This is a genomic window from Salinimicrobium oceani, assembly GCF_012037645.1.
This window is the reverse complement of sequence record NZ_JAAVJR010000163.1, coordinates 1-668: the sequence shown is the minus strand read 5'-3', so window position 1 is coordinate 668 and position 668 is coordinate 1. Positions and strand designations below refer to the sequence as shown.

The window sequence follows — 668 nt, the reverse complement described above, 5'->3', positions numbered from 1 at the left end:
CTTCTTCGCTCTCATTTTCAAAACTGATCACCTTCATATCAAGATGATCGCCTCTTTTTGACCATCGCACTACCTGTTCATTTACCTTGGAACCGGCATTGACATAACCACCACCAAAACCGGCAGGGACTCCCGCAATACGGCTTACCAGAAGGATATCTTTTTCAAGCAGCTCGAGCGGAACCTCAAAATAAAGTTTATCTCCTACAAGGTGTACCGTGAAAAGGCCTTCATCGCTTTTAGCTTCAGAAGTGACCACTTCACTATAGGGTTTGATGTTGGATTTCATTTGCGCAGGTTTTTTTTCATCTTTTTTTGCCTCGGGCACCGCCTGCTGCGTTTGACAACTTACGCCAACCGCGAGCAACAGCCCGTAGACCGGTAACTTTTTTATCATGGGTTATGGAGTTTTAAGTTCCCCAAGATAAAAAAAAGAAGTTAGAAGTTTGAGGTACGAAGTATGAATGATGTACATTGGAAGTGCGAAGTAGAACTTATCTTCAAATTTTCAAATCCTCACCTGATCATTGTTAATTGTTGATTGCTAATTGTTTCCAATTGAAACTACTTCCCCAACAGCAGGAATTATAAGATTGGCGTCAAAGGCATTTTCGGCTTTGAGTTGTCTCATCAACATTCCGGGTTCTAACAAGGGTTCATCTGAGAGA

At 41.9% G+C, this 668-nt stretch carries 1 protein-coding gene; it reads right to left on the bottom strand.

What is annotated here, in order from left to right; all coding sequences use genetic code 11:
- Window positions 1-397 (bottom strand): DUF5118 domain-containing protein (locus HC175_RS16035; RefSeq protein ID WP_168139413.1); only part of this gene is annotated, 397 nt, incomplete at its 3' end.
- Between the last annotated feature and the right edge of the window lie 271 nt (window positions 398-668).